The sequence below is a fragment of the Knoellia locipacati genome, from assembly GCF_044791685.1.
Taxonomy (GTDB): domain Bacteria; phylum Actinomycetota; class Actinomycetes; order Actinomycetales; family Dermatophilaceae; genus Knoellia; species Knoellia locipacati_A.
In genome coordinates this window covers 2,266,808-2,292,105 of record NZ_CP087730.1, presented here as the reverse complement: position 1 = coordinate 2,292,105, position 25,298 = coordinate 2,266,808, and the positions used below count along the sequence as shown (strand labels likewise).

Annotated in this window: 21 protein-coding genes and 2 pseudogenes; 7 read left to right on the top strand and 16 right to left on the bottom strand. The window is 66.0% G+C overall.

The features are described 5' to 3' along the window. Positions 1-242: 242 nt before the first annotated feature. From LL946_RS10585 to LL946_RS10555, 7 genes and pseudogenes are all read right to left on the bottom strand, one after another. Positions 243-1,013 carry a hypothetical protein gene (locus LL946_RS10585; protein WP_404380421.1) on the bottom strand — a complete coding sequence of 257 codons (771 nt, stop codon included), beginning with the start codon at positions 1,011-1,013 and terminating at the stop codon, positions 243-245. Positions 1,014-1,835: 822 nt separating this feature from the next. Beyond that, the gene (locus LL946_RS10580) at positions 1,836-2,816 is read right to left on the bottom strand and encodes a DNA-processing protein DprA (protein ID WP_404380419.1); all 981 of its coding nucleotides are present in this window, start codon (positions 2,814-2,816) and stop codon (positions 1,836-1,838) included. A 119-nt stretch (positions 2,817-2,935) separates the two neighbouring features. Further along, a complete protein-coding gene (locus LL946_RS10575) occupies positions 2,936-4,333 on the bottom strand; it encodes an SIR2 family protein (protein ID WP_404380417.1) in 1,398 nt (465 codons plus the stop codon). 78 nt (positions 4,334-4,411) lie between these two features. Then, positions 4,412-4,921, bottom strand: a pseudogene (locus LL946_RS10570) (transposase); the annotation flags it as partial. Positions 4,922-4,999: 78 nt separating this feature from the next. Next, a complete protein-coding gene (locus LL946_RS10565) occupies positions 5,000-6,142 on the bottom strand; it encodes a hypothetical protein (RefSeq protein WP_404380415.1) in 1,143 nt (380 codons plus the stop codon). Between the two features lie 949 nt (positions 6,143-7,091). After that, positions 7,092-8,540 (bottom strand): hypothetical protein, encoded by a 1,449-nt coding sequence (locus LL946_RS10560; RefSeq protein ID WP_404380413.1) that lies wholly within the window; start codon positions 8,538-8,540, stop codon positions 7,092-7,094. Beyond that, positions 8,537-8,878, bottom strand: coding sequence for a hypothetical protein (locus tag LL946_RS10555; RefSeq protein ID WP_404380411.1), 342 nt, complete (start codon positions 8,876-8,878; stop codon positions 8,537-8,539). The genes LL946_RS10560 and LL946_RS10555 overlap by 4 nt, the downstream gene beginning before the upstream one ends. A 226-nt stretch (positions 8,879-9,104) precedes the next feature. Here LL946_RS10555 and LL946_RS10550 point away from each other — a divergent pair, with 226 nt between their 5' ends. After that, on the top strand, positions 9,105-9,974 hold the full coding sequence (locus LL946_RS10550; protein ID WP_404380409.1) for a hypothetical protein: 870 nt from the start codon (positions 9,105-9,107) through the stop codon (positions 9,972-9,974). Between the two features lie 450 nt (positions 9,975-10,424). On the opposite strand, the gene LL946_RS10545 is transcribed toward LL946_RS10550, so the two are convergent. Then, positions 10,425-10,592 carry a hypothetical protein gene (locus LL946_RS10545; protein ID WP_404380407.1) on the bottom strand — a complete coding sequence of 56 codons (168 nt, stop codon included), beginning with the start codon at positions 10,590-10,592 and terminating at the stop codon, positions 10,425-10,427. Positions 10,593-10,924: 332 nt separating this feature from the next. Here LL946_RS10545 and LL946_RS10540 point away from each other — a divergent pair, with 332 nt between their 5' ends. Both LL946_RS10540 and LL946_RS10535 read left to right on the top strand, forming a co-directional pair. Continuing rightward, on the top strand, positions 10,925-11,407 hold the full coding sequence (locus tag LL946_RS10540; RefSeq protein WP_404380405.1) for a hypothetical protein: 483 nt from the start codon (positions 10,925-10,927) through the stop codon (positions 11,405-11,407). 376 nt (positions 11,408-11,783) lie between these two features. Then, positions 11,784-12,674: a hypothetical protein gene (locus LL946_RS10535; RefSeq protein WP_404380403.1), complete on the top strand. Its 891-nt coding sequence runs from the start codon at positions 11,784-11,786 to the stop codon at positions 12,672-12,674. Between the two features lie 1,258 nt (positions 12,675-13,932). Here LL946_RS10535 and LL946_RS10530 read toward each other — a convergent pair. The 4 genes from LL946_RS10530 to LL946_RS10515 form a co-directional block, all read right to left on the bottom strand. Beyond that, on the bottom strand, positions 13,933-14,028 hold the full coding sequence (locus tag LL946_RS10530; protein WP_404386859.1) for a histone-like nucleoid-structuring protein Lsr2: 96 nt from the start codon (positions 14,026-14,028) through the stop codon (positions 13,933-13,935). Between the two features lie 702 nt (positions 14,029-14,730). Then, entirely contained in the window at positions 14,731-15,579 is an 849-nt protein-coding gene (locus LL946_RS10525; protein ID WP_404386857.1) for a F510_1955 family glycosylhydrolase, read from the bottom strand. A 67-nt stretch (positions 15,580-15,646) separates the two neighbouring features. Beyond that, positions 15,647-16,243, bottom strand: a complete 597-nt coding sequence (locus LL946_RS10520; protein WP_404380401.1) for a DUF305 domain-containing protein — start codon at positions 16,241-16,243, stop codon at positions 15,647-15,649. A gap of 466 nt (positions 16,244-16,709) precedes the next feature. Beyond that, on the bottom strand, positions 16,710-17,354 hold the full coding sequence (locus LL946_RS10515; protein ID WP_404380399.1) for an HAD-IC family P-type ATPase: 645 nt from the start codon (positions 17,352-17,354) through the stop codon (positions 16,710-16,712). 125 nt (positions 17,355-17,479) lie between these two features. Here LL946_RS10515 and LL946_RS10510 point away from each other — a divergent pair. Both LL946_RS10510 and LL946_RS10505 read left to right on the top strand, forming a co-directional pair. Then, positions 17,480-17,578 (top strand): annotated as a pseudogene (locus tag LL946_RS10510) (hypothetical protein); the annotation flags it as partial. A 283-nt stretch (positions 17,579-17,861) separates the two neighbouring features. Next, positions 17,862-18,122 (top strand): sensor histidine kinase, encoded by a 261-nt coding sequence (locus LL946_RS10505; RefSeq protein WP_404380397.1) that lies wholly within the window; start codon positions 17,862-17,864, stop codon positions 18,120-18,122. A gap of 53 nt (positions 18,123-18,175) precedes the next feature. On the opposite strand, the gene LL946_RS10500 is transcribed toward LL946_RS10505, so the two are convergent. The 3 genes from LL946_RS10500 to LL946_RS10490 form a co-directional block, all read right to left on the bottom strand. Further along, entirely contained in the window at positions 18,176-18,970 is a 795-nt protein-coding gene (locus tag LL946_RS10500; RefSeq protein ID WP_404380395.1) for an SGNH/GDSL hydrolase family protein, read from the bottom strand. Continuing rightward, positions 18,967-19,125, bottom strand: a complete 159-nt coding sequence (locus LL946_RS10495) for a hypothetical protein (protein ID WP_404380393.1) — start codon at positions 19,123-19,125, stop codon at positions 18,967-18,969. The genes LL946_RS10500 and LL946_RS10495 overlap by 4 nt, the downstream gene beginning before the upstream one ends. Positions 19,126-19,201: 76 nt before the next feature. Next, complete coding sequence (locus LL946_RS10490) at positions 19,202-19,441, bottom strand: hypothetical protein (protein WP_404380391.1); 240 nt, start codon at positions 19,439-19,441, stop codon at positions 19,202-19,204. Positions 19,442-20,211: 770 nt separating this feature from the next. On the opposite strand from LL946_RS10490, the gene LL946_RS10485 reads away from it, so the two are divergent. Further along, entirely contained in the window at positions 20,212-22,539 is a 2,328-nt protein-coding gene (locus tag LL946_RS10485; protein WP_404386855.1) for a heavy metal translocating P-type ATPase, read from the top strand. A gap of 321 nt (positions 22,540-22,860) precedes the next feature. Here LL946_RS10485 and LL946_RS10480 read toward each other — a convergent pair whose 3' ends face one another. Further along, the gene (locus tag LL946_RS10480) at positions 22,861-23,259 is read right to left on the bottom strand and encodes a heavy metal-responsive transcriptional regulator (RefSeq protein WP_404380389.1); all 399 of its coding nucleotides are present in this window, start codon (positions 23,257-23,259) and stop codon (positions 22,861-22,863) included. Positions 23,260-23,314: 55 nt separating this feature from the next. Between LL946_RS10480 and merA the strand changes: the two genes are divergently transcribed. Continuing rightward, positions 23,315-24,694, top strand: coding sequence for a mercury(II) reductase (gene merA, locus LL946_RS10475; protein ID WP_404380387.1), 1,380 nt, complete (start codon positions 23,315-23,317; stop codon positions 24,692-24,694). Positions 24,695-25,298 lie beyond the last annotated feature (604 nt).

Below are 25,298 nucleotides of genomic sequence, written 5' to 3'. Positions count from 1 at the left end.
CGACGCTGGTGGCGTGGTGCAGGAGCCGGTCGAGGACGACTACCTTGCTAGTGCCTCTTGAACTGGGGCGATTCGGCCAGAGAAGCACCGAAATTCGTGGAGCCCTATGACGCTTGGCTGATCACGACAGAACGTCGTGATCAGCTCGGGCAGAACGGTGAGCAACTGAGCTGACTCTCGCATGCTGCGCGCGGCAATCCCCCGAACGCGGCCACTGCCCTCGTCCCCGCAGCCCCGGGTTCCTACCCTGAACCAACTTGTGCGACAAACTCCGGCTGGAAGGGGGTCTTCTCTGAGTCTGTCGAGATCCGCAGGCCGCAACGGCCATCAATCAACTGGTGTGATGCCCAGCGAGAGTCGACGATGGGTGAAAGAAGCTGCGCTCGGGCCAGCAACGCGACCAGTTGGGGCTGCGTCACGGGCTTCGCACCGTAGAAGTGGTACGAGCGTCCACTCAAAAACAACAAACCATTGAGTCCGAGCGAAGCCATCGCGTCCACTGCAGCCACCTGACCGTCAGCAGTGGGTTTCACGCCCAGGTCGAGCAGTGGGAGGTGTAGCTGGCGCTCATCACCGGTGACCGAAACCGATGAGCAGAACGACACCAGATCGCGGGGCGGCAGGTTCTCGTACTGCCCATCACGCAGCCGATCGATGAAGGTTTCGCGCTCTAACCGAACTCGAATCGCCCCGTCGCTGTTGTGTCGCAGGGCTCCCGTAAGCAGGCCTCGCCTTGTCTCAGGGTCACTACCTACGGCTTCGGCGAGCACGAACTCCCAGAAGCCGAAGCCGCGGCGTCTGTGCTCGTCGCGAGCCGGGCTGGTTATGGATCGTGCGTCAGTAGACACCTCGCTGCCGTGAAAGGACGGTCGCCTATGCACTAGATCGAGTTCGACCGTCCCAATCTGGGCTTGTCGCAGTAGGGCCGGCAAATGATCGGCGAGCCCGCGTGGCGCCGGCTCCGCCGCATCCTTGGCGACGGCTAGTCCAGGGACGGGCTCGTGTGTGCTCATGACGCCACTGTCCTAGGACCGTCGTGCCAAGCAAAGGGCTCGGCCGCAGCAGTAGCCCACAGCTGTGCCGCTTCGGATGTGTAGTCGGTGTTGATGCGCCTTGCGAGGACCAACGCAGCGGCGACCTGGTGTCCGTCGTGGCTGAGGGCCGCCGCCGCGCTGTTGAGGCGAGCACCGGTGGTGTAAACGTCATCAAGAAGAAGGAGTCGCGAGGGCTCCCGAGTCATAACCACCCGGTATCCGTCGCGATTGGGCTGTCGAAAGCCCAAGGGGGCGTCGGTACGTTCCAGCATGGACCAGCGCGGCAAGTCGAGGTTCAGTGAGTCCGCTACGGCTTCCAGCGGATGAGTTGGGCGGCGTTGCGTCGATGGGACCACGACGATGCCGTCTACCCCTCCGGCGACCTGGCACAGTCGCTCGCCCTGCTCGAGAAGGTACCGGCCTAGTATCGCTCGGACTGCGGTCGCACACCTTGGATCGAATGGGTCATCCTCATGGTCACGACCTTTGTATTGAGTCAGTATGTCTCGAAGGGTGGACGGCTTGCGATACAGCGAGACGATCGACAATGCGAGTGGCTCGCGCTCAAGAGCGTCGCGCACCTCGTCGCAGTTCTCACAGCAGACGGAAGAGATACCGGCTGAGGAGTCGGTGCTGTGGCGGGGTTCCGCCTCCACCGCACCTAATGTGGACTTGCGCGTGCCCTCGTTCGTGGTCCAGGTGCTACAGCTTTGGCAGATGCCTGAGCCCTCCTTGAGCGGAGCCGTCAAATCAGCGGTCAGTCGCTGCGAGAGATCACGGATCTGCGCTCGGTCCTCATCGTCACGCCCCACCCTCATGCCCCGAGCGTGCCATGTATTGGCTGACTTCAGCGGCCGACTCTACGAGGCGTACGCCACGTGTCTTGACCAGTTCCTGCACCCATCCTTGATGGCCGAGAGCCGGCGCCCAGGCCAGGACTGGTCGGCCGTAGTCAAGAGCTTGCTCCACCTCGTACCGGCTCCCACTGCGCTCGTTCGCATCCATTAGTAGGGAGGCATCGCTCATGGCGGCGATGACGTGATTGCGACGAAGGAACGAGGTGCGCGTCCGAGGAGCCGGCGGGGCGAATTGTGACACTAGAGTTCCAACGCGTCGGATCTCGGTTGCGAGGTGCCGGTTCGATTCTGGAAACACGAGGTCGATGCCTGTTCCCATGACGGCGACCGTATAGCCGCCAACAGCTAAGGCGCCGCGATGGGCGGCAGCATCGATACCCGCAGCCAGCCCTGAGACGATCCCCACCCCGGCTACGGCGAGATCCGCGGCGACGCGTTCCGTCGATTCTTGGAGCTGTGGGCTGGTCTGGCGGGAGCCCACGATCGCAAGTGACAGTCGTGCATTGAGCCCCCCGTGCATCGTCGAGGCACCTGACGCGGCGCCAAGGGGGTCGTCGGTCTCGGCGAGACTGCAGAAGAGGAGTGGCGGCGCATCCCATGCTGCACGCAGGCGGGAGGGGTAGTCGACGTCCATGACGGCGAGAGGGCGGTACCGGCCCTCACTCGCTCCTCGATCGATGATCTTTGTCCAGTGCTCGATACGACCCCGGTCCATGTGATCGGCTAGGTAGCGAGCCAAGGGGGTGACATCACGCGGGGTGATGCGCGATGTGGCGGTCGGGCTCCATGCGCAGCCCTCCCCGTCGCCGCGGAGGAGTACCTGCCGATCGGACGCCCGCAAGAGTATTGCGGTCACGTCCGACGGCTCTGCGGGCGTCAACTCGAGGGCCGCAAGAATCACACCTGCCGTCCGGATGTCGTCCATGTCAAGCACCGTAGAGCCGAGCACTGACAGTGATCATCGGGGGCGTCACTCCGAGTCGAAAGAGCAGGTCCACCCAGGCAGCTCCGGGTGGAATGAGCGCTGCCTTCCCAGTGGCTGGATCAGGCTCCGGTTGCGTACATCGCTTGGGCTAGCAGGGTTGCAGCGGCACGGGCAGCCACATCTAGATCTGCTCCCAACCTCTCCCAGATCGCCGGGTCTGTAGCCCGCCCGCCTAGGTCAGGGGGACTCGCTCTATGGGTCTCCCAGTGCTCCCTGGCGGTGCCGCCGGAGGCTGCAAGCGGCACCACGCCTAGGCCAAACTCGGTCGCCCACTCGATCTCCTCCTTCGTCCGGTTGCCCCCACCGAGCACAAGGAGGGCGCGGCTCTCATCGAGCAGCCCTCGGACAAGCGGCTCTCGCTCAAGGTCATCAAAGACCGACGTCCCGATCCGCTCGTCCATCTCCACGGGCGGAGGGCCGTCCTTACGACGTGAGTGGAAGACGAGTCGTGACGCGTCGTATGTACCCTCGGCTCGTCGAATCCGGGCAACTTCGCGCGTAGTGATCCAGCCCGCGTGCCCTGCAAGCGAGCAGATCTCCCACTCGACTCGGTCAGCGAGCGCCAGCGCCATCTCCTCGCAGGATCTGCGATACGTGTCATCGGTCTCGCTGCCACTGATGAACAGCCGCGGCGACCTAGTGCGTCTGACCAACTCGGTCAAGAGCCCCGGCAGCTCGTCGTGTTGCGCGACCTCGTATACGCGCACACCGCTGTCCTCGAGGTCGCGGACCTTGAGTGTGTGGCGCCTCAGGTCGTCCGCGCTGGAGCCATCGGGCCGCTTCATGACGGTGAGGTGTCGATCTCCAGACGTCGTTCCGTACCTACGGGCAAGGCGTTGCAGGATCTCGATATTCGGGTCAGCGAAACTGAAGCCGAGGAACAGCACGGTCTTGGATAGGTATGCGGCACGCAGCAGCGCCCAAAGGCGAGGATGCCGGTCCTCGTAAGCCTCAAAGTCAGAACGTGTGATCACCGGCGGTTCGTCCCATACAGGCGTTGACCCGAAGGGGTTTATGCTCCCGTGCATCTTGATGATGGTCTTCCGTGTAGCCCCCATCAGCCGAACGTCGTCGTCGCCGGAGATGACGAGCGCGGCATCATCAGCCCGCTCGATAAGCGGGTCATAGTTGGTCGTCCAGACTTGATCCACGCCCAGCCGAGCAAGCGACTGGTGGCTGTCAGTGGCCTCGACGCCTGCCGCGAGCGTGCTGTCGAGGATGTGTTGCTTGAGGCGTTCGCGCGAGTAGCTCGTCTCCAGGAGGATGTACTCAGCCATCAGCGGAAGGTCGTGCTTCAGGAGCGGGACATCAGATGCCGCACGCGGCTCCTCGAGCAGGCTTTCCCACCCGGGCAACCCGGCGCCTACTGACAGCCCCGCGCCGACGAAGATGCCAGCGCTGCCCAGGTCGCACGCGCCCCCGAAGCCTTCGATTAGTTCACGTCGACCGATGGGCACGGACGAATCCTGCCACGGCCACCGTCAACTCCGAGGCGCCTTGGACGGTCCCATCCGGAACGTCGCGCCGATCGCGACCAGGCCGGCGTGCGCGTCGGAGGTGACCAGGACGACCCCCGACAGGCCGCGGGCGACCATGTCGCGGAAGAAGCCGAGCCAGCCCGCACCGGATTCGGTTGTCGCGCAGTTGATTCCCAGAACTTCACGGTAGCCGTCGGTGTTGACCCCGGTGGCAACCATGACCGCGATCTTGACCACCCGACCGCCCTCACGCACCTTCATCGCGAGCGCGTCGGCTGCCACGAACGTGTACGGCCCATCGGTCAACGGGCGCGTCCGGAACGCGGCGACTTGTTCGTCGAGGTCTTTGGCCATCACCGACACCTGCGACTTCGACAACCCCGGTGATCCCCAAGCTGTGGACCAGTTTGTCCATCCGCCGGGTGGACACCCCGAGCAGGTAGCAGGTCGCGACCACCGTGGTCAGTGCCGCCTCCGCGCGGCGATGACGCTCCAACAGCCAGTGCGGGAAGACCGTGCCCTCGCGCAGCTTCGGGATCGGACATCGATCGTGCCGGCCCGGGTGTCTCATTGCCGATTGCCGAACGAGGATGCCGCCGGTATGCCGGGGCGCACATTGCCCTTCGTCGCTCCCCGAGGGAGAGATCATCTGTCTTCAAAGCGCTGGCGTCCGGTGCGGGCGTTCATGAACGCGAGTGACGCTAGGCAGGTCCAGAAGACCCACTCAAGAAAGTCGTCTTCATAGTCACCCTGCGCGGTCCTGTTCAGGTGGCGGATATCGAAGTTGTTGAGGATCTCGAACAGCGCACCCTCATCCTTGGAACCGAGGTGGTCCTTGACCTCAGTTCGGCGAAGTTCCAGCACTGCACCGAGGGCGATGACGGCATCACGCTTCGCCTCGCGGGAGGCATGCCGATCCCGGAACTCAGTGATGGCGTGCTCGATCCGATCACGCTCTTTCCCAGTTCCCGACGCAGCCAGGATTTTGTCAGGTAGTTGCGCTCGTGGGTCGTTAGGGGTCGTGACGAGTTGCCCTTCGTCTTGGGCATCTTGCGACATGCGCAATTCGCTCTGCGACCTGGACAGAGCTGCGTTGACCCTCCAGCGATACACAAAGCGGCCGGCCGGACGATCGAAGTCGCTGTAGTCCCACTCCTCGTAGAAGCTGTGGTGATTGCGGATGCTGGGGCGGGCAACTAGGTCGTGGCACATCTCCACCAAGTCATAGAGATCATCCACATCCGCATCCGCATCGGCAACTGGGGGCCACTGCCACGGCGTATCAGCACCCAGATGCTCAACGAAGATGTCCCTGGCGACTTCAGCACGATCGGCGCCACGAGTGTCGCTACAGGAAGAGCCGAACGCGTCGTCGAAGTAGCCGTGCTGATCCAGGTCGACGAGTACCTTGCACAGCGCGGGGGCGAGTTCTTCAACGCGCACTAAAGAGGGATGGGCCTCGGTCTCGGCTCGCCGCCGGTAGTACCGAGCTGGCGTGTACGGCTTGACCGCGCCATCGTTGATTCCTTCCAGAAGCGCGGCCAAGTACTTCCGGCAGACGTCCGACGGAGTCCCGTCCGAGAACACGTTCATCGAACTCGTGGACGGAGCCCCCGGAAGCGCACCATCCCTCATCGCCGACAAACCGCGAGGATCGACAAAAGCCTCAGCCATCAGCCACACCAAGATTGAAGGCTCAATGTCGCCATCCGGCGCGAGTCGGGCCGCGACTTGCCGTACCAGGCCATCCGGCCATACCAAGCGCAAGTCACTGAAGTCGATGTTCACGGTCAGAACCTAGCCGTGCCCGTGCGGGTCGGTCGTGATGCCTTCACCGATCAGGCCGCGAGAGCATCTTGACAGGTACAGAGAAAGGTCCAGCGTCAACATCGTCGTGGTCAGCTCGGCGATCCCACCCACCGCGCCACGAAGGCCCATGACGGGTCGCCAATCCAGGCCTCCCCGGCTTGCCGTCGCCAGATGGCGGTCACTGCATCGATGGGGTGGTGGCCCTATCTGGGCGAAGTGACGCTCCCGCGAACAGATCCGTGGGACGTGCGGGCGGCTCGGCTGACGTTGCCGGGCGAGTCGCGAGCCTTTGCGGATTCTGTGGTGACGGCCTCTGGTGATCGTCTGAGCCAGCGCTGCAACTGCGGGCAGCACGAAGTTGCGATGCCGGCGACGCGTTAGGGGTATTCGACTCGCGCCCCGGTCGATCACCGCCGCGACCCGCGGTCACGGGTTCGTCAGGGCGCGGTGCCGCACCTGCGTCCACGCGCCACTGAGGGCCCGGCTCGGGTGCGGCGAGTGGGGTCAACCCCACGACTACGTGGGTGTCGTGGGGTTGGAGGTGGCGGTCGATGGCGTCTGCGCCGGCTCCGTCGGCCAGTGGTAGGGCGTGGGCGTAGTCGCGCAAGGTGGTGGCGTCGTCGGCTGCCCGAGCTTGGCCTGGGCGGCGGGGATCTGGCGCCGCCACCAGTAAGGTCGCGTCGTTCGCTGGAATCCAAGCTGTCACACCCACTCCCCCGCCGGCGGGATGGATCAGGAACGCGCTTGGTGTGGATCATCGCTCCAGCCTTCCTTCCAACCCCACCGCAGGTTATGCGTTCACGCGAAGCTCACTTACACAAATTCCGGACAGTCCCCGGCGATCTCAAATTGATGTCCCGTCGCATGTCGAGGGCTCTCGCCGGCGACGGATCGCGCGGGATCTACGGCTGTTGACCGGAGGCAGGGCTTAACGTTCACACCCCCGCTGGTTGGGCACCAAAGCCCTGCTGGGCGCGCGTTGTTCATGGCTACGACCGTTCATGCGCTCGGGGGATGTCTGGGAGGTCTCCGTTGCACGGTCGAGGGTTGCCGCAGCACGGGCGGCATACGTGCTGGTGTCGACGACTCGCTGCCCTTGCTGCTCGAGGGCGTCTCTGATCGGGTCTGGCAGGGAGATTTGCCGGTTGCCGACGACGTCGTTGGCGTCGACTGCGGCCTCGATGGGGTCGGCACTGTTTTGTGGTCGGTGTGAGTCCAGTTCGGTGGACATGGTTAATGCTGCCCGCGCCCCCACGGTGAGGGAGGTGTCGCCGGTGGCCGCGAGCAGGCCGTGTGCCACGTCGACGGACGCGGAGATGCTCTGTTGGAGCGTTTTGGCGATATCCACAAGGTCTGTCCGGGTCGCGATTGTCGTAGCGCTGGCAGGGCCGGTGCGGTCGTGGACGAGCTCGAGGAGCGCAGCCCTGGTCTCGTGAGTGGCCCCTACGAGATTTGGGGCGATGCGCTGGGCGCTAGGCGGCGTGAGGTTCTGCCAGGTAGTGGCCAGGTTCCCCCAGCTGGCCTGGGCGGCCTCCAGTGCGGGGGAGAGTCGTTCCTTGAACTGATCTTTGTCGATGGCTCCGGTATCCGCGGCGGCGTGGAGCAGCCTTTGGCTGGCCATCAGCACCCAGGCGTGAGTTTGCGTGATCGCCATCAGATTGGCACCACTGATGGAGGTGGCCAGGGTGCGATGCGTCTGTATCTCCCAAGTCGCCAGTGCGTTGCTGACACGGTTGAGTTCCGGAGTGGACCGGTGCTCATCACGCAGTGCTGCGGGATAGGTGCGGGACACGTAGGAGCCGGCGATCGCCTCGAACGAGGCGAGACGGTCGCGCGCGGCCCGCACAGGCGTCAGGGGAATGGTGGCTAGGCCGGCGGAGCGGCCGTCCTGTAGTGCGCGCAGGTCTTGACCGATGGCCACGTGCACACCGTGTGCGCCGAGGTAGAGCGTGTGCATCAGCCGGGCCTTTGCGGCGGCCAGGTCTGCCTGGACCGGTGCCCGCGTGAGGGTCACATCCGACCGGTATCGCTGCACGAGTTCCGCGGCCCGGATGAGGTTGCCTGAGATTGTGAGGAGCCGCTCATCGGCCGGGCCTTCACCTGGCCATTCGCGTCCACGGCTATTCCTCATCAACGTGGAGTTCATGCTCTGGAGACGGCCCATCAGTGCGTCTTCGGCGTCGGGTGGTGCCGCGACCATGGGGTCTGCGCCGCGGGGGAGCGTCTCCCATAGCTCGCCGGCGCTCTCGACGACCTCGCCCCAGGTACGCAGCATCGCGCGCCCATCCATCCGTGCCGGGTTCGTGAGGACATCTCGTGCCAAGAACTCCGAATCCAGGAGAAGTTCACCGACGGTGCGGTGATCGCCGTGAGTCATCCGTGTTCTCGGATCAGGTCGCAGATCGCGACGATCAACTGAGATGTGCCCGGAGGAAACTGCTCGATGGGCACGGTCCGGGTGACGGCTTCGGCCGACCTCACAAGGTCGATCGGAGTGGCATGACCAGGGACCGACTCGTCGACGTCGACATCCGCCGGCAGCAGCCCGAGCGCCTGGCTCACCGCAAGCTGTGCCCCGAGACCGAGTGCGCCCATAGCGAGGTCGTGCCGTGCAGAGGAGAGAGCGAGTGCCCGCGCCGAAGCGCAGCTGAGCAGCTGGACCACCTCCTCGAGGGCACTGCGACTGCTCAGTTCTGTGATCGTGCTGGAGTTCATTGCGTCCTTCTTCCTCGTCCTGTGCGTTCGGCAACGCCTATTCACCTACGCCCATGGCCGTCGCCGCGAGTACCAGTCGGGAGGCCTGTGGATGACGGGAGCGGCATGTCGGACCTGGGGATAACACTGGGCTGATCACGAACGCCGGCCAGCGATGTGCCAGCGGTCAGAACACGACAGAGTCGAACATGTCGCACTAGTGCATTTACCGAGTGAGGTGGTCCAGGTGAGTCGATCCGTCCTGAAGGTGGCCGCGTTCGCGCCAGCCGTGGTGGCGAGCACGCTGCTGACCGTGACCTTCGCTCCGCTTCTGCCGCCGTTGGCAGGGTGGGTCCTGTTTGTCGGTGGGCTGGTGGCCATGACCGCGTTGAGCTGTGGGCTGGTGGAGGACTTCGCCATCCGGGCGTTGTTCCGGGGCCGGCGCCTCACGACAGCAGAGGAACGACTCCTTGCCCCGGCCGTGACATTGCTGTGTCAGCGGGGGTTGGGCCCGCCGGTGACACGACTTTGGGTTCGGGACTCTGTTCACCCGATCTCCAGCTGGGGGGTGGGGCGGCGATCTGTGATCGTCGCCGGTGGGCTGATCGCGGCTGTGCGCGACGGCCAGCTGCCTTCGGCCCAGGCGGCCGCTGTCATCGCCCACGCGGCAGGGACCGTTCGCGCCGGAGTCGTCCGCTGTGACGCTGCCCTGGAGTTCTGGACGTTGCCATGGCAACTCGTCAGGGCCGTCGGCGTAGGCGCTGCTCGTTGGTTTGCGTGGATCCCGCTGGCTGGACTTGCGTGGCGGTTGCGGTTCACCGTCGGCGGCATCGCGCTCGTCCAGGGACTCATCGACGGACGCCCTGCGTCGATCGCCGCAGGCATCGGCGCCGGCCTCGTGGTCGCCCTCAGCTACCTCACGCCCAGGCTCGCAGCATCATGGGCCACCGCGGTCTCCCAGGCAGGGGATCGTGAGGTGGATCGTGCCGGTTTGGGTGAGCCACTCGCCGCCTACCTGCGCCGGTGCTCGAGGTCACCCGAGACCATGGAGCGGATCCACCGCCTGGTTGGGGCCGAACCTGCAGAGCGCCCATCTCTTGCCACGGTGTCCCTGTGATCCCGGTGCTCGATCTGACCCCACGCCTATCCACCGAGCGCACCCAGGGGAGATAGCTAGGGACCGCTAAAGGACGGTCCCTAGCCTCAGCGGGACGACGCTGCAGTGGTCGCGCCGATCGCCTCGAGCGCTCAGCTCGTGCTGGTGCTGGTCGTACAACGAGAGCCCCCCGCTCGAGGTGAAGGAAAAGGCAGCCCAGCGCCTCCTGTGCGGCATGGAGGAATCGCATGACCATGCTCACCGCGGCCGCGTCACCCGAGAGGGTCTCCGGTTTTCTCGTGCCAACGGTCAAAGGCGCCATGGCGTGCACCGCGGCATGCAGTGGCGTCCCGGCAGTCGCGGCCGACGCAGTGCGCAACGGCTGTTGCATGCTGAAGGAATAGCGGGAGTGACCGGGCAAGTCATCGGTCCCTTGGAGGATCCGCACCACCTCACGAACGTCGTCACCAATCACCAGGAGAGCTTGCGCGTCACGTTGACCTTCTCGGCGAACTCGCCTGAGCCATAGGTCCCTTCTTCGACCTCCGTCAACTCTCGAACACGGTCCTGGACGCCAGCGAGGCTGCTTGATGCAAGTCCGACGACTCGCTCCACGGCTCGGGCGATCTTGGTGTCCACCTGCCCAGCGGGCGCGGGGATTGCAGTCATCTGGACTGCCCGAAGAAGTGGGGCTGAGCTCCGGCTGCCGCCGGCGCACTGCCGCGTCGGCTCTCGTGGCCAAGGCGTCTGCGCGCAGCCTCACTGACGACATCCGACTGTCGTGCGGCACGCTGCCCACCCACGTCCGCCTGCTCGACAGTTCGAACAAGGTGTCGGCTGTCGGCAGTTGCCTGACCCAGGTCGCTGCTCGCCAGGTTGATGCGGGCAGCAACGCGACTCATCGCGTGTGGCTGTCCCTGTGGATGCTCCAGAGGAAGCATTTGGCCCGCTGACTGGGAAGCAGACCCGAGGTGACCCATGGCAGCCTCGGTCATCGACCTGCCCAGATCGACGACGTCACTGAGCGCGTCTACGCGCACTCCCAGTGCTGCCAAGTCGGATCGTTCCTGTCCGCTCAGCGTTTCGGGATCGATCCGCCGCAGGGCCTGTCGGGCGTCTTCGACCAGAAGGTAGGCACCGTCCAGTTTGAGCTGGATCTCGGCACCGATTGCGTGGGAGGTCCCGCACAGCTTCTGGACTTGCTCCAATGCGTCACTGGCGGCCACCGGGTTGCCAGCAGCGTGACTGGTAGCGCCTGCCCAGTGCGCGCGTTCCGCGTGGGACAACTCGGCAGAGGCATGCGCGACACCGATGTGAAGTTCCGGAACCAGCCCATGGGCTGCACTGATTCGGAGCCGCGCTTGGTGCAGCGCCTCTTGCACTTGAGCGGACTCCGCCGCGAACTGCTCATTCACCATGACGGCCGCCCTCTGCATGCCTCAGGTCGGATCTGACCTGGTCTGACCGACGTCGCAGGTGAGTCAGATTCAAGGTCTTCTCCAGGTCGTCGATCGCGCGCGCGGCCTGCACCAGGTGATGCCGTGTCCTCTTGATCGGCTCCGGTCGTGATCGGTGGTCAAGGTCCATCGAGGTCCTCCGTCTGCGTTGCGGCTCAGCGCCCCTCATGGGTGCGTGAACTGAGCCGCCTGGATACCGCACCTAAGCCACGCACTCCGCCCCAGCGGTCACGGCGGAGCGAAACCGGGCATGCGCCCTCGCTGGGGTCGCCCGCACGCCATTGCTGTGATCGCCAGGACCGGATCCAGGGCTTTCGTCGGTACGCGCCCCAGGGCAGTCGAAGCCACGAGCGCTCCTCGAGGGGGAGGCCGCATGGTCTACAACAAGGCATGGGAAGTCCAGTACGCCCGCGACCGAGCTCATGGCCGGCGCCGATATGTCGATGCCAACCCAACCCGAGCAAAGCTCCAACGCTTCGTCGACGCAAACGTCCCCTACCGGGCGATCAGCCGCGCCTGCGGCCTGAGTGACACCGCCGTTGGCAACATCGTCGACGGCCGCAACACACACGTGCAACGTGCCACGGCCGAACGCATCGACGCCCTCACACTCAACGCCATCTACGACCAGGCGCACGGCACCGTCCCGAGCATCGGGGCACAACGCCGAGTCCAAGCGCTCATGGCCCTTGGGTGGCCCAAACAGGAACTGGAGGCTGCCGGCATCCCCAGCGCCCAGCTCGTCACGCGCCCTCGATCCCGAATCAGTGTCGAGGGCTGGCAGCAAGTCAGAGACGTGTACGACGAACTGTCCATGACTCGCGGGCCGTCAGAACTCACGCGCAGCCGCGCCATCGCCCGGGGATACCCACCCCCACTCGCCTGGGACGACGACACCCTCGATGACCCTCAAGCGACACCACACCAGAGCACTGGTACTGGCATCGAGATCGACAACGTGGCGGTGGCTCGAGCAGTGGCCAGCCATCCGAAGGCCGCGCCCATTCCCCTCACACCTCCCGAACAACTGGCGACAGTTCGCGAGCTCACCACACGTGGCACGTCCGTCGCTGACACCGCGGCGATCGTCGGCACCTCAGACCGGACCGTGCTTCGCTGGAGGAAAAAGCACGACCTTGCCGACGCCGATGCCACCTTCGCCGGCGACTCTGCCCGCGACGCTTCCCGCCTCCGGCAGGCCGCACGCCGAGCCGCGAACTCAGCCCGCCCCATCGCCCGTCCAAGCGCAGACAGGGCGACCTGACCCCGAACCTGGCCACTCCGATCATCACGCAGAGTCTTCGGAGACTGCCCGCACCTTCCTCTTCCCTTGGGCTTCGTCGGCACGCATGCCTACCCTCGAACCTGTGTCCGACGTACCTGCACCTCCTTCGCGTGGCGTCCCGCTGCGTGACCGCCCAGTCGCCGGCTCCCACCACACCGGGCCGCGACACTGTTGGGTCACGGGCCCAGCGGATAGCCCAGGACCTTGGCCAGGACTGGTGCTCGACCGTCGGCGCAACGCAGGACTCTGGGAGGGCTTGTCGTGTATGCCATCACCGCCACCGGCGACGTCACCCTGGTCCAGCAGTGGGTCCGAGGCCATCTCATCAAACTGACATGAGCAACAAAGCCGCACAGGGGGAAGAGCAGTTGGCTGTCGCCCAGACACGACTAGAGCGCTGCAAGTGCGGTGCTATCGTCGAGGTCCTGCCCACACCGGACGGCGACGAGGTCCGCCTCGAGGCCGGGCGGTGGCCTGGCTAGACCTTCCCGACGACGCGCGGTTCGTCATCGTTGAAGGCATCGCGCAAGCAGCTGCGGGCCCGGGTTCACACGAGCAACTGGTGAGGCTTCTGCATGATCGTGCGTGTCCTCGCGTCGTCCGGCACAGGCCAGCTGACAACCTCATTGGTGCGGTGTGGGCGCATCACATCGACTACGCGAAGCCGCGCCCCTACGACCAGCGGGCCGCAGCGTGGGCCGCACAGCGGCGCGAGGGCGTCAGCACCGATCGGATCGCCGTCGACGCGGGTGTGACCCATCAGTGGGTCTCTCGCGTCACCAACCCGCTCGGCCCTTTCCCACGGCCCGGCACACCCTCAACAAAAACGGTCGATCGTTGGATCACGGCCCGTCAAGAAGGCATGTCGGCCAGTGCCATCGCGCTACGCGATCGGGTGCCCGTCCACCGAGTCCGCGACTCCACCCGCCACGCCGGGACCGTCACCCGCAGGGTGCATGGGGCCGGAGAGCTGGGCATCACCGAGCTTGCTCAGTTGCTCGGCGTGGGGCACCCAACCGTCTACCGATGGCAGCGGCTCGGACGCCTACCTGAGCCGATCAAAGGACGTCCCGGGCTCCAGGCATGGGATCGGGACCAAGTGGAGCGTTGGGCGGCGGAGAACCTCACTGAGTGCGCACAGTGCGGGGCGCGGCCGATGGACCTGCTTCGCCACACAGCCATGAAGCACCGAGGCGGGCGCTGATGCCGCGCGCATCGCTTCGCACACGACCCTGCCTCATTTGTGGGCTGCGGCGTATGCCTCTCGAATAGCGCTGGCGATGCGGCCCTTCTGTCCGACGTCGTGCCCGTGGTCGCGTGCCCAGGCTCGAATGTTGGATCGCTGCTGCGAACGCTGAGAAATTCGTTAACGGCCATGGGCCTACCTCCTGTGCGACGAGGTCGAGCGCTTCCCCGATCTTGGGGCAGGATATCCGCACCGTCGCCAACCAGCGGGTACCTGCTTCCCCTGCCCTCATAGTGGAGTACGAGGCGGCCGAGTCGCTATTGGAGGCCGCAGCGGACCTCTTCTCCGATCAGACCTGCGAGGTCCCCCGACGCGGATCACCGGCGGCACGCTAGTTGGTGAGGCAGGGAGGGAGATTCGCTCTTTCCTTGGAGTCGCCCACTCAGCGCAACTGAGTGCTCGCGACGACTTCGCCGCCTTGCGGCTGTGGATCGCGGCCCTCCACTCACGCGGCGTCTACGTCGCCATCGCGGCGGTGGCCTGTGCAGTCGCGTGGAGGGAGATCAGGCTCGTCGAGTCCGAGACCGGGGAACGCGAGTTCTGCCAACTGGGACACAAGGTTCGCCGGATCAGGCAATTGAGATCCTCAGACGATTCCAACTGTGTGTGGTGACGTACCAGACGAACCTACGCATGTGCCGCAAGTCAGGTCCAAAACGACATCTGGTTCGAGGTGCTAACCGCTCTGGCCCGCAAGAAACAGTTGGAGACCGCCTCCCGTATCGGTTGGCCAGAGCCACTGAGAAGATGGAGGCATCGAGCCCCGAGAGTGGTCGCTCGAGCCGGACGCTATCGACTCACGGGCGCGAACTTGGTTCCGTCCGCTGACCCGAGCACGTCATTCTCGGTCACGACGAGGATTTCGAAGCCCGACTTGGTCATGCTGGCGCTCACCGCCTGTGGGGGAGAAACCGTCGCGCCCGTCATCCGCCACGTCTGTGCGCCGTCAGTGCTCAACATCACAGCACCATCGGGGGTGACGCCCGCAACCCAGCGGGCATCTCCCCAGGCGACCTGCAACAGCGGTGGTGCGCCTGCGATCGGTGCCCACGTGAGTCCCCGGTCCTTCGACGAGAACAGTCCACTCTCGGTGGTCGCGAGAACGGTCGTACCGTTCGGGTCGGCGGCGAGTGTCCGCGGCTCCCCTGGAAGCGCGGCCGTCGACCACGTTCGGCGGTCTGTCGTGCGCCGTAACTGCCCGTCGAACGCGACAACAGTGTCGCCCGCTTGCGTGAGCGCGTGGAAGTCCGACTGTCCGCCCCGGGAGAGAACCGTCCACGTCTTGCCGCTGTCGGTGCTCTCGATGAGGCCCATGGGTTGGGGAAGTTCGGGGACCATGTTGGGGTGGCCTGAGGCGTAGTAGTGACCGGGACCAACGACGGCGAACCCCATGAGGTCGACGATCGGGCCCACCCTGGTGGGGCCGTCCGTGCCGTACCGAAAGAGGCCTTCGTGCGTTGCCAGCAGAAGTGCACCGTCCCCAGGGTCTCGGCCGACCCCATGGACGTGGGCCGACGGCAGCCCTGCGCTGGCGGCGCCGACCGAAACGGCTGGCGCCTGGTCTGCATTGTCGCTGGCGTTCGCCGAGCAACCAGCCAGTAGCGCCAGCGAGCTGGCCACCACGACTATTGCTCGCATTTCGTTGCGTGCTAGCCGCTTCATTGACAGCCTTCCGGGTCAGGTCGTTGGTGGCGTGCGGAGGCGGTTACAGCAGGGCCTTCATCGTGGCGATTTCCTTGTTCTGCCCATCGACGATTGCCTGGGCCATCTCCTTGACCTCAGAGTTGTTGGTCGTCTTGAGAACGTCCTCCGCCATGTCGATCGCGCCCTCGTGGTGCTCGATCATCATCGTGAGCCACATCTCGTCAAACGCTGCACCACCCGCTGCGGACAGGTTCTTCATGTCTCCTTCGGCCATCATGCCGCCGCGGCCGTGTCCTCCATGATCCTGATCCGACGTCATGGGTGCCTTCCACTCCTGGAGCCATTTCGTCATGGTCTCGATCTCAGGACCCTGCGCCGCCTTGATCTGTTCTGCCAGTTCCGTCACCTTCGGCGAAGCGTTCTTCTGGAGCGCTGCGTCCGCCATCTCGACGGCTTGCTGGTGGTGCGGGATCATCATCTGTGCGAACGTGACGTCGCCCTTCTGGCCAGCGTCAGCGTTCTCGGGTGTGCTCGACGTCGTGGAGCCCGTCCCACCACTCGCCCCGGACCCGGCTTCGTCGGTTCCGCATGCGCCGAGGGTGAAGACTGCGACGATGCCGAGCCCGGCAAGGATGGAGTACCGCTTCTTGACGTGCACGAGAGTCTGCTCCTTGGGTCGCGTTTTCGATCGTGGTGGTGCGCACCCGGCGAGGGGGAAGTCGGGTGCGCACCGGTGTCCAGCATGCGGTGCGACGATGGTGCCTCTTGATCTGGATTCCCTGAAGGTTTGATGAAGATGGCCTTGGGTGGCCGAGCGGCACGACGTTGATCGACCCGGATTCGCGTCAGCCGCTGTGGTGAACACCGGGCTCGGCTGCGCGTTGCGTGGGCTTGCTTCCTGACCGTCGTCTGCGGCGGGGCGAAGAGGCGGAGCCGTTTGAGCATCAGGGCGTTGACGACGATGACACTGGATCCGGACATCGAGAGCGCCGCAACTTTAGGCCGCAGGACGAGCCGAGGGACGGCTCGAAGCCACCAGCCGCCATGGGCAGCGCGATGACGTTGTAGCCGACGGCCCACCCAAGGTTCTGGTGCACCTGGCGCAGCGTTTCCCCGGCCGACTCTCAGGCGATGGGCACGTCGAGCCGGTCCGAACGCATGAGCACGAGGTCTGCCGTGTCGATGGCGACGTCGGTGCCGGCGCCGATCGAGATGCCGAGTGCCGCTTGGGCCAGAGCGGGAGCGTCGTTGACTCCGTCGCCCACCATCGCCACCCTCTTGCCATCTGCCCAGAGCTCGGCGACCTTCGCAGCCTTGTCACCCGAGAGAACCTCCGCGATGACCGCGTCGATCACGAGCTGACCGGCGATGCGTTCGACGGTGGCCTGGGTTGTTGTCGCCACTGAGCATGACGACCTCGATGCCGAGCTCTTCAGCTCACGGATCGCCTGCTCGGAGGTCTCGCGGACCGCGTCGGCCAGGGCGATGGCGCACGTGCCTCGCCCGTCCACGCCGATGAGCACCGCGATGCGGCCGCTGGCGGCGAGCTCCTCGCGACGTGCCAGCAGCGGACCGGCCTCGACTCCCTCTTGGGTCATGAGCTTGCGGCTGCCCACGACGACGCGGTGGCCGTCGACAGTGGCGGTCGCACCGTGCCGGGGAACGTTTCGGAAGCCAACAGTGGTCGTGGGCGCGAAGCCCCGCTCCACGGCATACGCGACGATGGCACCCGCCAAGGGGTGCTCGGATTCGCGGGCACTACCAGCCATAGGTCCCCAGCCCTGGTCTGGGGTCTGAGTTCGACCAGCTCGCCACCACCATCAACGACCTCGCCCAGCGACTCGGTGACGTGGAAACCACCCGTCGCCGCCTGCTGGCCGACCTTGCGCACGAGATGCGGACACCGCTGGGCAGCATCGTGGCGCACCTGGAGGCGATCGAGGACGGCCTTCGCAGTCTTGACGACGAGACCCTGGAGGTGTTGCACGGCAACACGGCACGCCTGCAGCGCCTCGCCGACGACATCTCTGCCGTGGCCCGTGCGGAGGAAGGTGGGCTCGACCTCCGACCGCTACCCACGGATACGAACACGCTGGTTGAGTCGGCTACGGCGGCTGCACACAACGCGTACGACGCGAAGCAGGTGGCCCTCGAAGTGGACACCCGGCCAACGAGTTCCGTCCTGGCCGACCCGGACCGCATGGCTCAGGTGCTCGCCAACTTGCTCGACAACGCGCTTGCAGCACACCCCGTCCGGCGGCCGCGTTCGAGTCTTCGTGCGCAAGCCCGACCCCGACTGGGTCGAGATCACCGTGACCGACAACGGCGAAGGCATCGACGCCCAACATCTGGTCCACGTCTTCGAGCAGTTCTACCGCGCCGACCCGGCCCGCAGCCGCGTGCGTGGCGGCAGCGGCATCGGCTTGACCATCAGCAAGGCGCTCGTCGAAGCCCACGGCGGAGGCCTGTCCGCATCGAGCCCCGGCCCCGGTGGCGGAGCCGCCTTCACCATCCGGCTTCCCCACAGCCCGGCGTAGCCCGCGTTGTCCGCTAGCGATGTCGTTCGCGTTGGAGTGGAGGCTCACGAACTCTACGGTTGACTCTTGAAGAGCTTGACGGGCTCCCCTTGTAGGACTTCTGCCTGCCGCGGCATGCCGACCTGGTCGCCGCGTTCCGCCGACATCTGCTGCCAGAAGGCGTCCGCCCAGACGCGGTGTCCGCGATCGTTGGGGTGGAACCAGTCGGCCGCGTACTGGTTGAGCATCGCCCGAAGTCCTTGCGCTTCAAGAGCTTCGTGCAGCGCAACGGGCCGCAAACCATGCGATGTGGCGCTGGTCGTGAGCACCCGGGCTGCCTGCCGTGCCTGGCGCTCCCAGTGGCCGTGCATGAAGTACGGCACGTCCGCGACGTAGGTGCCGCAAGGCAGCGCGGAGGTGAGCCTGTCGCTGGCCGAGGAGAAGGCGGCGCGGTCGTACTGCAGGATGTCGTTGCCCCCGATCGCGACGGTGATGACGTGCGGGGTGCGCCCGAGAGCGGCGAGAGCCGGAATCTGGGAGTCGATTACGTCGTGCAGGCGGGCACCGGAGCGGCTCAGGTTGACGACCTGCACCCGTTGCCCAGTGCTGTCCCGTAGTCGTTGTGCCAGCACCCCGACGTAGCCGTGCTCCGGTCGACTCGCGCCGATGCTCTGTGCGGCGCTGTCGCCGAGCGCGACGTACAGGAGTCCGCCGGACCGGCCCTGAGGTGTTGCCCAGTAGTGGGCGTAGCTGACGGTGCTTCTGGCGACTTTGGCAAGCTTCAGACCCCAGACGGCCGCGAGCACGAGCCCGACACCACCGAGTGAGAGCCTGCTGAGCCTTGAGAACAGCTGTGGGGTCTGGTTCATCGGGGCTGCGCCGCCTCGGGCCGGCGTGCCGACACCGCTTGCGCGCCATCCAGGTTGACTGCCTGGGTCGCCGCCAGAGAGCGGAAGAAGAACCAGCCCAAGCCGCCGGTCGGCGCGGCGACTAGCAGGGTCACCAAGATCTGTGCAGTGGTCATGTCTCTCTCCTCGGCGGCCACGCAGGCACTCGTTCCCACGTCGGGCGCCGAGCCTGAGGCGTCGGTGCTGACAGTTCTACTTGCGCAGGGACTCCGGGACGTCACCGTGCGAGTGGCTCACTCCGTCGTCGTGGGTGTGCTCGACAGGCCGACGCCACATGCTGCCCATGGCCCACATCATCACGACCATCATCGCGATGCAGGCCAACGGCCACAGCCAGAAAAGCGCAGCGCCGTCGATGAGGCCCGAGAAGTACAGCGCACCCGCTCCGGCGACCAAGCCGAGCATGAGGTACATATGCGTCTTGTGGTTCATTTAGTCCAGCTCCTGGCTGTGTGCGGCGAACGGGGCGAACTCCTGCCGGTGAACCAGCAGGTCCTCCAAGCCCAATACTGACGCTACGACTTTCGTGCTCGCAGGGTCAGGGCCGAAGGTCCCTCCGTCGCCTCCGCCGACCGAGCGATTCGACGGCGTGGCCTGTCGGGCACGGCCCTCGCCCAACGCGATCGGCGCCCGTACCGTGGCGACCTGTCCGCCCAGCGGCTGGGAAGTGCGATCCACTTCATCTTGCACGGCGCTGCCACTGAGGGGCGCAACTACACCCTTCCGAGGATGAGGCAGCCCGCGTTGTCGTGAGCACCATCGACGCGATGGTCCGCCGCTAACCGCGTCCGAATGATCCTCCGGAGGCCCCCTCCGAGGGGCGACAACACTGGGTATCACGTCAGTTGGTCGACCAAGAGGACGCGAAGCTCATTTTCCCCACGTGCAGCGATCACCACCAGGCTGCTTGTTCGGACGGGCTTCCCTGTACATCACCCTCGCGGGTTCTGGCCCTCCGGACCCCATCAGCACCCGGCACCAGGTCCCGATCTTCCACGACGAACACATCCGCGCCTACCGCATTCGTGTCGGGCGCAGCCGTCCGTGGTCCGAGCCCCCAGGACCATCGCGCGGACGGCCTAGCACTTGCAGCGCGTTGACCACATACCCCTAGGGGGTACATAATGAACGATATGAGCGATCACGCGGAACACCCCGAACACGCCACTGTTGCGACTACGGTGAAGGATCCTGTTTGCGGGATGGACGTCGATAGCGGCGCCAGCACCCACCGATGTGAGCACGACGGCCGCACGTTCCACTTCTGCTCTGCCCACTGCAAGGCCAAGTTCGACGCCGATCCTGCGGCGTACTCCTCGGCCAGCACCGACGGGCCGCCCGATCACCACGGCGCGCATGACCACCGCGGCCACGGCCATGGCGAGGACAGTGCAGGACCAACACCAGGGCCCGGAGAGGTCGCGGAGTGGACCTGCCCGATGCACCCGGAGATCCGGCGGCCCGGCCCGGGTTCGTGCCCGATCTGCGGGATGGCCCTCGAACCGGTCATGGTGAGCGCCGACAGTGGGCCCAGCCCTGAGCTGGCAGACATGACCCGCCGCTTCTGGACTGGTGTGGTCCTGTCGGTCCCCGTGGTCGTCCTCGGCATGGGTGGCGACCTGATCCCCGCGATCCACGACGCGATCTCACCGCGAGCGTCCGCTTGGTTGCAATTGGTCTTCGCCACCCCCGTGGTGTTGTGGGCCGGGTGGCCGTTCTTCCAGCGGGGCTGGACCTCGGTGCGCACCCTGAAACTCAACATGTTCACCCTCATTGCCATGGGCACGGGCGTCGCCTGGCTGTTCAGCGTCGTTGCCACCCTCGCACCGGGAATCTTCCCTGAGGCGTTCCGGATGGATGGCGCGGTCGACGTCTACTTCGAAGCCGCCTCGGTCATCACCACCCTCGTCCTCCTCGGGCAGGTCCTCGAGCTGCGGGCCCGCGAGCAAACATCGGGCGCCATCCGGGCCCTCCTCGACCTCACCCCCGACACTGCACGGCGGATCGACCCTGACGGCACGGAGCACGAGGTGACCCTGGACCAGGTGACCGTTGGCGACCGGTTTCGGGTTCGGCCGGGCGAGAAGGTCCCCGTGGACGGGATCGTCGAGGAAGGGCGTTCCACCCTTGATGAGTCCCTCGTGACTGGGGAGTCGATGCCGGTGACCAAGGCCGTTGACGACACGGTCATCGGCGGGACCATCAACCAGACGGGGTCGCTGATCGTACGAGCCGAGAAGGTCGGCCGCGACACCATGCTGGCCCGGATCGTGCAGATGGTCGCCGACGCGCAACGCTCCCGCGCACCGATCCAGCGGGTCGCGGACCAAGTGGCCGCATGGTTCGTGCCCGCCGTCATCGTCATCGCGATCGTCGCGTTCGCCGTGTGGGCCGCGGTCGGACCCGACCCACGGCTGGCTCATGCGCTGGTCGTCGCCGTGTCCGTCCTGATCATCGCGTGCCCCTGTGCCCTGGGTCTGGCGACACCGATGTCGATCATGGTCGGTGTCGGGCGAGGAGCCGGGCTCGGCGTCCTGATCAAGAACGCCGAAGCGCTCGAACGAATGGAGAAGGTCGACACCCTCGTGGTGGACAAGACCGGGACCCTCACCGAGGGCAAACCATCGGTGACGCAGGTCGTCGCCACGATCGGATTCGCGCAGGACGACCTGCTCCGCCTCGTGGCCGGGGTCGAACGAGCCTCCGAACACCCGCTGGCGACGGCCATCGTGAACGCCGCCACCAAGGCCGCTCTGACCATCCCGGACGTGGCCGACTTCGATGCACCGGTGGGCAAGGGCGTGATCGGAACGGTGGAACAGCGCCAGGTCCGGGTCGGCAGCGCGTCATACCTGACCGGCGAAGGACTCGACCCGAGCGCGCTGATGGCACAGGCCGACCAACTCCGCGCCGACGGCGCCACGGTGATCTTCGCAGGCGTGGACGACCAAGTCGCAGGGATCATCGCCATCGCCGACCCCATCAAGCAGACAACGCCGCAGGCCGTGAAAGCGCTGCGCGCGGAAGGAGTCGAGGTGGTCATGCTCACCGGTGACAACCGCGTCACCGCCGAAGCCGTCGCGCGTCGACTCGGCATCGACCATGTCGAAGCCGAAGTCATGCCAGACCACAAGGCCGACGTCGTCAAGCGGCTGCGCAGCCAAGGACGCGTCGTCGCCATGGCAGGCGACGGCGTCAACGACGCACCCGCCCTCGCCGCCGCCGACGTGGGCCTCGCAATGGGATCAGGAACCGACGTGGCCATCGAGAGCGCAGGGATCACCCTTCTCAAGGGCGACCTGACCGGCATCGTGCGAGCACGGAAACTGTCCGAGGCGACAATGTCGAACATCCGCCAGAACCTCGTGTTCGCGTTCATCTACAACGTCGCAGGCATCCCCATCGCAGCCGGAGTCCTTTACCCAACCTTCGGGCTCCTGCTCTCTCCGATGATCGCCGCAGCCGCCATGGCGCTCTCCTCGGTCAGTGTCATCGCCAACGCCCTACGCCTGCGCGCACAACGACTGTGAGCGCCAAGCAAGCTGCGCCACCTAGGGCGTCAGTCGAGGTCACCTAGATGGCGATAGGGGTACGTGACCGACACTTTCGGCTGTTTTGCGGACGCCCACCTGATGGGCGTGCGCCCTGTAGCGCGGGGCCTCCCGGGGGATGCTGCGGTACGTGGCTGTCTGGCGACATCCGGCGGAGGGTGTGGTGATCGGGTCGCTCTGGTGCGGGGTTGTAAGGCAAGAGAGGAGCCACGATGCGCGTCACACCAGCCGGGATGTGGCCGGACCAGTTCGGAGGTGTGGCTGTTGCGGTGGTGGCGGCGGGCGTCCCGCCGCTGACGATCAGCCGCTCGGGATGATGTGGCAGACGCCGTCCTCGTGGCAGGCCGCCGGGTCTAGAGTGGCGGCCCGGCCCCGGAGCCGGCGGACCTCCGTGCGGGTCGCCTCGAGTTCGGCGATGCGCTCGTCGAGCGCGGCTGCGTGCCGATCCAGCAGCGCCGTGACATGCAAGCACGGTGGGCCTTGGTCGTCGCGGACCGCCATGACGGTGCGGATCTCCGCGAGGGTGAGACCGGCGGCTTGCGCGGCCCGCACGAAAGCCAGCCGGGAGGCCGCAGTCTCGTCGTAGTCCCGGTATCCCGCCGCGGTCCGTTCGGGTCGGGGCAGGACCCCGGCCTGCTCGTAGAACCGCAACGTCTTGGTCGTGAGACCGGCGCGCCTGGCCAACTCCCCGATTTGCACATCCGCAGCCTACGGCCTTGACCTTCCTCTGCGCTGGAACCTTTACGGTCTGGTGATGGACAACGAGGGCACGTGGGACCTGGTCGTGGTCGGCAGTGGGGGCGCAGCGATGGCCGCTGGGATCGAGGCCAGGACACGCGGTAAGTCCGTCCTGCTGGTCGAGCATGGCGTACTCGGTGGGACGTGCCTCAATGTCGGCTGCATCCCGAGCAAGAACCTGCTCGCGGCGGCCGGGCGTCGCCACCAGGCGCTGGTCAAGCCCTTCCCGAGCGTCCCGACCGGTGCCGCGGCCGTGGACATGCCGGCACTGATGATGCAGAAGCAGGAACTGATCGACCGGCTCCGGCAGGCCAAATACACCGATGTGGCCGACGCGCACGGTTTCCAGGTCAAGTACGGCCACGCCCGCTTCGTCGACCAAGAGACGCTGGAGGTACACGGCGAGCGAGTCGCTGCACATGCCTACGTCGTCGCGACAGGCTCGGTGGTGCACATTCCTGACTTGCGGGGCATGGACACGGTCGACCCGCTGACCAGCACGACCGCGATGGAGCAGCAGGACCTGCCCGGGTCGGTGGTGATCGTCGGCGGTGGCTATGTCGGTCTGGAGCAGGCTCAACTGTGGGCCCACTTGGGTGTGCGCGTCACGGTTGTCGGCCGGTTGGCGCCGCACGCTGAGCCTGAGGTGGCCGACGTGCTCCGCGGGGTGTTCGCCGACGATGGCATCACCGTCGTCGAGGAGCGCGCCGTCGCTGTGGAACGCACCGGCGACGGCGACGCTCTGGTCCGGACCGAACTCGGCCACGAGGTGACCGGGCAACGACTGCTGATGGCGACCGGTCGGCGTGCGAACACCGGGGGCCTCGGGCTGAATGCCGCAGGGATCAGCACCGACGATCGCGGATTCATCACGGTCGACCGGTATCAGCGCACCAGCAACCCGCGGGTCTACGCCGCCGGCGACGTGTCCGGCGCCGCGCAGCACGTCTACGTGGCGGCGCGGACTGGGCACGCGGCGGCTGCAGGAGCCCTCGGTGAGCCCACCATGGTCGACTACCGGGGGCTGCCGGCGGTGACGTTCACGACTCCACAGCTGGCCAGCGCCGGGCTCACCGAAGAGCAAGCTCTGGCCGCAGGGTACGTCTGCGACTGCCGGGTCCTGGGTGCGCACGACATCCCACGGGCTCTCGTCAACCGCGACACCCGCGGTGTCCTCAAGCTCGTCGTGGATGTGGGTACCGGCAAGGTCTTGGGCGTCCACGCCGCGCTCGACGGCGCCGGGGACGTGATGCTCGCTGCGACCTACGCGATCAAGTACGGCCTGACCGCCGATCAGCTCGCCGACACCTGGGCGCCGTACCTGACGATGAGCGAGGCGCTGCGGATCTGCGCCGGGCTGTTCCGCAGCGACAAGCCGACGAGTTGTTGCGCGTGACCGACCAGCATCTGCGACTTCATCCGCGGCGTGGATCAGGCCCGCCCGTGTGTAGGACTACGACAGCGTGCTGCGTCGTCCACCCTGGCGGATTTCGGTCACCGACTTGTTAACCGATCGTCACTGAGCCGCTTCGATCCCACAGAATTTGGGCGCAGCAGGGTCATCGCATCTGCGCTTATTGTGGCCCACTGACCTTGAATCTGAGTTTTAGCCGTCCCCTCCTAGATGGTGGCTGGTTTACGGCGGCCTTCACAGCATTAGGATCGCTGCATGCCCGCGGCGAAGAATCTGACCCGACGCGTGGTGCATCTGGTCGTCGTCCTTGTCTGCGCCACCGGCGCTTGGGGCTTTGCGGCAGGCGCGCATGCCACAACGCATGCACTGGCAGGTGCGGTTGCTCCCGGTCATCATCACTCGACTGGTGGCCAGACGCCGCAGGCGCTGGACGAGAGCAGCCGCACCTCCCGTCGCATCAAGGTCGGATCGGTTCGAAGGGTCTTGGAGCCTGTCCTCGCTGCTTGGGTGGGCCTGCGGTCGATGGTGAGCCGACTCTGCCCACCTCCGCTGACTCCCCATCTGTGGCTGGGCCGTCGTTCATTGG

Coding starts and splice junctions, on each gene's coding strand:
- LL946_RS10485 (WP_404386855.1), top strand. CDS start 20,212: ATGGACGTCGATAGCGGCGCCAGCACCCACCGATGTGAGCACGACGGC.
- LL946_RS10515 (WP_404380399.1), bottom strand. CDS start 17,354: ATGGCTGGTAGTGCCCGCGAATCCGAGCACCCCTTGGCGGGTGCCATC.
- LL946_RS10535 (WP_404380403.1), top strand. CDS start 11,784: ATGGTCTACAACAAGGCATGGGAAGTCCAGTACGCCCGCGACCGAGCT.
- LL946_RS10580 (WP_404380419.1), bottom strand. CDS start 2,816: ATGGACGACATCCGGACGGCAGGTGTGATTCTTGCGGCCCTCGAGTTG.
- LL946_RS10560 (WP_404380413.1), bottom strand. CDS start 8,540: ATGACTCACGGCGATCACCGCACCGTCGGTGAACTTCTCCTGGATTCG.
- LL946_RS10585 (WP_404380421.1), bottom strand. CDS start 1,013: ATGAGCACACACGAGCCCGTCCCTGGACTAGCCGTCGCCAAGGATGCG.
- LL946_RS10490 (WP_404380391.1), bottom strand. CDS start 19,441: ATGAACCACAAGACGCATATGTACCTCATGCTCGGCTTGGTCGCCGGA.
- LL946_RS10555 (WP_404380411.1), bottom strand. CDS start 8,878: ATGAACTCCAGCACGATCACAGAACTGAGCAGTCGCAGTGCCCTCGAG.
- LL946_RS10500 (WP_404380395.1), bottom strand. CDS start 18,970: ATGAACCAGACCCCACAGCTGTTCTCAAGGCTCAGCAGGCTCTCACTC.
- LL946_RS10525 (WP_404386857.1), bottom strand. CDS start 15,579: ATGCGAGCAATAGTCGTGGTGGCCAGCTCGCTGGCGCTACTGGCTGGT.
- merA (WP_404380387.1), top strand. CDS start 23,315: ATGGACAACGAGGGCACGTGGGACCTGGTCGTGGTCGGCAGTGGGGGC.
- LL946_RS10495 (WP_404380393.1), bottom strand. CDS start 19,125: ATGACCACTGCACAGATCTTGGTGACCCTGCTAGTCGCCGCGCCGACC.